Genomic DNA, 5,531 nt, shown 5'->3' with positions numbered 1-5,531 from the left:
TAGAGAGGGCGGCTGCCGTTCCAGCGGCTGAGCTTTAATAGCGCGGCGGCCATGGTCTCTTTGAGGGGCGCTTCCGTAACCAGCTTGCGGTAGCCCCGCTTATGAAGCGCAGGACCGGTTGTGTCCAGCGTAATCAGCGCGATATCATTGAGCAGCGTAACCTCGATGACGTATCGCGGACCGTTCTCGGGAAACCAGTCGGTGCGATAATACTGCTTCAGCTTTTCGACGACCGCTTTTTTGACAATGCCTTGTGCAGCCGGGACGCTGGTAAGCTGCGACTTGTGCGAGCGTCCCTCGACGGGGAATTCGCCATGCTTGGGAATCCAATCCTGCCACGGCAGCGCCTTGACGCCTTCGAACAGCTCGTCAAAGGTTTTAGCCGGAAATCGCCCCATATTGATCAGGACCCGGTCCGAGGTGCGCAGCCACAGGTTGCAGCGGCAAATATCGATCATATCCCCGCTAAAGAGAACGCGGCCGTTCTCGGTAGTCGTTTCATAACCCAATTCGTTTAATTCGCGTGCGACGACGGCCTCCAGTCCCATGGGGGCGGTGGCAATCAGCTGCAATTTGCTCAAGAATCTCAACTCCGTTGCTTGTAGGTATGTGAGTAAAGCCAGTACAATCAAGTAGAAGCGTAAAGCAGCCGCCTGATAGGGGCAGACCCGCATCTCGTAGACTGTTATACTTAATATTTCAAGTATAGGCGAAGCAAGGGCGTATCACAACGTCCCGATTGGCCGGGGGAACGGCAGTGCTTGCCAACATATGTAGAATGTGAACAAAAAGGAGATCAGATATGCTTAATCAAGAGCAGTACTCTAATCAAGAGATGTACAGCGAGCGTCTATATACGGAAGATGAGCTTCTGCTGTCAGTAAAAGAAGCCATCCGTGCAGGCGGCATGCCCGAGGTGTCGATAGCACCGGGTTACGGAAGACTGCTGAGCATGCTCGTTTCGCTTTCCCGCGCAACCAGTGTGCTGGAGATCGGAGCCCTTGGCGGATACAGCGGCATTTGCCTGGCTAGAGGACTGGCTTCCGGAGGAACATTAACCTCTCTGGAGCTTAAGCCGGAATATGCCGAGATGGCGCGCCGCCATCTGGAGCAGGCCGGATTCGGCGGCATTGTCGAATACCGGACAGGCCCCGCGCTGGACAATCTTGCCCTGCTGGCGGAGGAAGGGAGAAGGTTCGATTTCTTTTTTATCGACGCCGACAAGGAGAACTATCCGGACTATCTGGAATATGCCATACGGCTGGCGAAGCCGGGAGCGGTAATCGCGGGCGATAATATCTTCCTGCGCGGACGCACCCTGAATACGGATAAGAACGGGCCTGCGGTACAGGCGATGCGCCGTTTCAACGAAATGATCGCGGGTGACAGCCGGCTAACCAGCACGCTGCTGCCCGCGTATGACGGACTCGCTCTTGCAATTGTGAAATAAAGGCGGGAGGTTAACGAAACAGCCTGATCGGGGCAGCCTTGTACAGCGTGAATCGGACCCATAACGTATTGATCAGCAGCATGGCGCCAGAGACGATGAATATGCCTTCGATGCCAATATAGCCCGCCAGAAAGCCGCCGATCAGCGATCCCAGCATATTGCCGAGGGCCAGCGTGCTGCTGTTGAAGCCGAAGGCCCGGCTCTCCTTGCCGTCCGGTGTATAAGAACGGATCAGGGCGTTTACGCTCGGAAGAAGTCCGCCCATGAAGACGCCCATCAGAAAGCGGACGAATATGAGCTGCCAGACGCTGCCGACGAACGCCTGCGGAATAACAAACAGGGCAGCGCCGATCAGAGCGTAGGTCAGAATCCGGTGGGCGCCGACCTTATCGCTGAGTTTGCCGAGCACCGGCGAGGCAATCATATTCGAGACCCCGGTTACTGAGCTGACCACCCCTGCCCAGAACGTGATATTGACAACGGTCCCGTGCAGGTTCTCGACATATAAGGGCAGCAAGGCCATCGGGCTGATCATGGCGAACTGGATCAGGAACGTGACGGCGAACAGCGCCGGAAGCTGCGGAACCTTGATGAGATCTTTAAATCCTTCAAACGTGGATACCTGCGGCTTGTGGGCAGCTTCCTCACGGTTGAAATTCTCTTTAACGAGGAACATGGCGAGCAGAGTGGCGATGGACAGCAGCAGGCCAATCACGTAAAAGATCGGGCGGAATCCGATCCAATCCGCAAGCAGTCCGCCGATCAGCGGTCCAAGAATCGTTCCGGCTACGGAGCCGGACTGCATGAGGCCCATGGCGAATCCCATCCGGTGCTTCGGCGTCGTCCCCGAGACGAGTGAGATGGAAGCAGGATTGAATCCGGAAATGGTGCCGTTGAGCAGCCTGAGAAGGAGCAGCTGCCAGGGCGTCTGCGCAAAGCCCATCAGCGTGAGGGCGATTGCCATGCCAAAGCCGGAGCGCAGCAGCATGATTTTACGGCCGTATTTATCGGAAAGCGAGCCCCACAGCGGCTGAAACAGAAACGAAGTCATAAAATTGGCGGAAAAAATAATACCGGCCCATATCCCGACGGCATCCCCGCGAACACCGAGGTCCTTGGCCAGATAGAGTGACAGAAACGGGATAATCATCGTCATTCCGGCATTCACCAGAAATTGTCCAAACCAAAGCACATAGAGATTGATCTGCCAGGTCTCCCAAGTTTTCCACTTTTTCAATGTGCTTTTCACATCCTTTTTAAAATTCAAACCGTTCACAAAGATGACATTCTAATAGTATACCATATTTTTCTTAGGAACCGGAGGCACATTCCATCCGTTGTCAAATAATTGTCATGGCTTGTAAGGTGTGACGGTTGTTACATTCTTTTAAAAAGGGCATAATATAATTTAAGAAAATTTTATCTAAATCTATGGAGATCTTATCATGACCTATAACGATACTTTTATCCGCGCCTGCAGGAAGCAGGAGACAGAGCATATTCCCGTATGGTACATGCGGCAGGCCGGCCGCTACGATCCCGATTACCGGAAGATCAAAGAGAAGTACTCACTGCTGGAAATCAGCAGACAGCCTGAATTGGCGGCGGAAATTACGATGATGCCTGTGCGTAAGCTTGGCGTCGATGCGGCCATTCTCTACTCCGACATCATGAATCCGGTGGCCTCCATCGGGGTGGAGTTCGACATTGTGCAAAATATCGGGCCTGTCATCCAGCGTCCAATTCGCAGCAGCGCAGACGTAGAGCGGCTGAAGCCCGTGGATGTGGAAGGCGACCTTGGCCATATTTTGGAAACGATCGCAATTCTGGATAAAGAGCTGAAGGTGCCGCTGATTACCTTCGCCGGCGCGCCTTTTACGATTGCCAGCTATCTGATCGAAGGCCGCCCATCCAAGAGCTATATTCGCACTAAAGAGCTGATGTACACGCAGCCCAAAGTCTGGGCGATGCTGATGGACAAGCTCGGCGACATGGTTATCGCTTATCTAAGGGCGCATGTCCGCAGCGGGGGCAAGGCGTTTCAATTGTTCGACAGCTGGGTGGGAGCCTTGTCGCCGCAGGATTTTGAAGTGTTCGTTCTGCCGACCGTCTCCCGTATTTTTGCCGAATTATCTGATTTAGATGTGCCCAAAATCTATTTTCCCGGTGTGAGCTCCGGCGAATTGCTGTCCACCCTTACGGGACTTCAAGCGGATGTGATTGGTCTGGACTGGCGGGTCCCGCTGGACGAAGGCCGGCGCAGAACCGGCGGGAATTTCGCGATTCAGGGAAATCTTGATCCATATATCCTGACCGCACCGATGGAGCTTATCAAGGATCGCGCCAAAGCGCTGATTGATGAAGGCATTCGTGAGCCTGGCTATGTCTTCAATCTGGGACACGGACTGTTTCCCGAGGCGTCGCTCGACAAGCTGCGTGAATTGACGGAGTATGTCCACGACTATTCCAAGGAGGCGCTGGCGCTCAGAGAAGCCGCAAGGCTGCGCTCCTGAACATCCACTCATAATTATTCGTTAAGAGGTGATCCGCAAATTGACAACACAAATCGGCGTTCTCGTTATGTCCTACGGCACTCCTGAAAGTCTGGAGGATGTTGAGTCTTATTATACGCATATCCGGCGCGGCAATCCGCCATCGGCGGAACAGCTGAAAGAACTGAAGGACCGCTATGAAGCCATCGCGTGCGGGATATTCCCGCTGCGGGAAAATACGGACCGTCAGGTACAGGCGCTGCAGGACGCGCTAAACCGGGATAATAAGGACAAGGATATCGAATATATTTGCTTCCAGGGTCTTAAGCACGCCCGTCCTTACATCGAGGATGGAGTGGAGCGAATGGCGGAGAGCGGCATCAGGCAGGCGGTGGGCGTCGTGCTCGCTCCGCATTATTCCGTCATGAGTGTCGGAGGCTATATTAAACGGGCCCAAGAAAAAGCAGAAAGCTGCGGCATTCAAATGGCATTTGTGCAAAGCTACCATCTGCATCCCCAGCTTATCGAAGCGTTTAGCCGCCGCGTATCCGCAAAGCTGGACCAGTACGAGGAAGCGGGAGCGAACCGGGAAGATGTTCGGGTACTCTTCAGCGCCCACAGCTTGCCGGAGCGGATTCTCTCCATGGGCGATCCATACCGGGACCAGCTGCTGGAGACTTCCAAAGCAGTTGCGGAGCAAGCTGGAGTAACCTCATGGCAGTTCACCTGGCAGAGTGCAGGGAGAACGGCGGAGCCCTGGCTTGGGCCGGATATTCTTGATACGCTCCGCGAGCTGAGCAAGGAGCAGGTGGAATACGTGCTGTCCGCCCCGATCGGATTCGTATCCGACCATCTTGAGGTGCTGTACGATCTGGATATTGAAGCAGAGGCTGTTGCGTCCGAGCTGGATATGCGTCTGATGCGGATTGAATCGCTGAACAGTGACCCGGCATATATGGCGGTGCTGAGCGACGTGGTGCGGGACCGGGCCGGAGAACTGAAAGCGGGACGCCCATGAGCGGAGCTTCACGCAAAGTCGTCATTATCGGTGGAGGTTTGAGCGGACTAAGCGCCGCTTTTTACGTGCGTAAATACTATAAAGAAGCCGGCATCCAGCCGGAAATTGTCATTCTGGAAAAAGAGCGCAGCCTTGGCGGGAAAATTGAGACTTTACATAGGGATGGCTTCGTGATCGAAAAAGGGCCGGATTCCTTCCTGGCCCGCAAGAAGGAAATGAGCGACCTGGCGAGAGAATTGGAGATTGACCATGAGCTGGTAACGACCAATCCGAACGCCAAGAAGACTTATATCTTGCAGCGGGGCAAGCTGCTGCCGATGCCCGCCGGCCTTATGCTGGGCATTCCGACGGATCTTAAGCCCTTTATAGGCACCAGGCTGCTCTCCTTTCCCGGTAAGCTGCGCGCACTCATGGATTTCGTTATTCCGCCCCGGCGCGGGGAGGAGGATGAGCCGCTTGGAGAGCTGATTGAGCGGCGCTTCGGAACAGAGGTGCTGGAGAACTTGACGGAGCCCCTCCTGGCCGGTATTTATGCGGCGGATATGCGCAAGATCAGCCTGCAGGCGACTTT

6 protein-coding genes are annotated in these 5,531 nt (G+C 54.6%); 4 read left to right on the top strand and 2 right to left on the bottom strand.

What is annotated here, in order from left to right; translation table 11 throughout:
- Positions 1-581 (bottom strand): THUMP domain-containing class I SAM-dependent RNA methyltransferase (locus L691_RS0125820; RefSeq protein WP_025693092.1); only part of this gene is annotated, 581 nt, incomplete at its 3' end.
- Between the two features lie 221 nt (positions 582-802).
- On the opposite strand from L691_RS0125820, the gene L691_RS0125815 reads away from it, so the two are divergent.
- Entirely contained in the window at positions 803-1,450 is a 648-nt protein-coding gene (locus L691_RS0125815; protein WP_025693091.1) for an O-methyltransferase, read from the top strand.
- Between the two features lie 10 nt (positions 1,451-1,460).
- Here L691_RS0125815 and L691_RS0125810 read toward each other — a convergent pair whose 3' ends face one another.
- Positions 1,461-2,687, bottom strand: a complete 1,227-nt coding sequence (locus L691_RS0125810; RefSeq protein WP_036738352.1) for an MFS transporter — start codon at positions 2,685-2,687, stop codon at positions 1,461-1,463.
- A 208-nt stretch (positions 2,688-2,895) separates the two neighbouring features.
- Here L691_RS0125810 and hemE point away from each other — a divergent pair, with 208 nt between their 5' ends.
- From hemE to hemG, 3 genes are all read left to right on the top strand, one after another.
- Positions 2,896-3,963 (top strand): uroporphyrinogen decarboxylase, encoded by a 1,068-nt coding sequence (gene hemE, locus L691_RS0125805; protein ID WP_025693089.1) that lies wholly within the window; start codon positions 2,896-2,898, stop codon positions 3,961-3,963.
- A 40-nt stretch (positions 3,964-4,003) separates the two neighbouring features.
- The gene (hemH, locus tag L691_RS0125800) at positions 4,004-4,960 is read left to right on the top strand and encodes a ferrochelatase (RefSeq protein WP_025693088.1); all 957 of its coding nucleotides are present in this window, start codon (positions 4,004-4,006) and stop codon (positions 4,958-4,960) included.
- Positions 4,957-5,531: protoporphyrinogen oxidase (gene hemG / locus L691_RS0125795; RefSeq protein ID WP_025693087.1), on the top strand; the 575-nt coding region annotated here is incomplete at its 3' end. The genes hemH and hemG, both read left to right, overlap by 4 nt.

This window comes from Paenibacillus zanthoxyli JH29 (assembly GCF_000520715.1).
GTDB lineage: Bacteria > Bacillota > Bacilli > Paenibacillales > Paenibacillaceae > Paenibacillus_AQ > Paenibacillus_AQ zanthoxyli.
This window is presented reverse-complemented; position numbering and strand designations above follow the sequence as displayed.